This is a genomic window from Vibrio sp. YT-19(2023), from assembly GCF_033337395.1.
In genome coordinates, this window is record NZ_JAWOQN010001205.1 from 1 (window position 1) to 509 (window position 509).

Genomic DNA, 509 nt, shown 5'->3' on the forward strand with positions numbered 1-509 from the left:
AGAAGCGCTGCGCGAGAAGATCATCAGCCTAGCCGTTGAAGTATACAAAGCGAAAGAAGAAGTTGTGGGTGCACAAGTGCTTCGTAACTTCGAAAAATCAGTGATGCTTCAAACACTCGATACGCTTTGGAAAGAGCATCTGGCGGCGATGGATCATCTGCGTCAAGGTATCCACCTACGTGGCTACGCACAAAAGAACCCGAAACAAGAGTACAAACGTGAATCGTTTGAATTGTTTGAAGGTTTACTTGAAGCGCTGAAGACTGACGTTATTACTGTTCTGTCTCGTGTTCGCGTTCAACAGCAAGAAGAGGTTGAGCGTATGGAAGAGCAACGTCGTGCACAAGCAGAAGAAGCTGCTCGTCGTGCGCAGGCTCAGCATGCAGCTGCGGAAAATCAGTTGGCTGATGGTGAAGAGTCTGAGGGCTCAAATCAACCTGTTGTTCGTGATGAGCGTAAAGTAGGTCGAAACGAACTTTGTCCATGTGGTAGTGGCAAGAAATACAAGC

At 47.7% G+C, this 509-nt stretch carries 1 protein-coding gene; it reads left to right on the forward strand.

Annotated features, from left to right (window positions below):
• Positions 1-509 (forward strand): SEC-C metal-binding domain-containing protein (locus R7E78_RS30855; protein ID WP_318059234.1); only part of this gene is annotated, 509 nt, incomplete at both ends.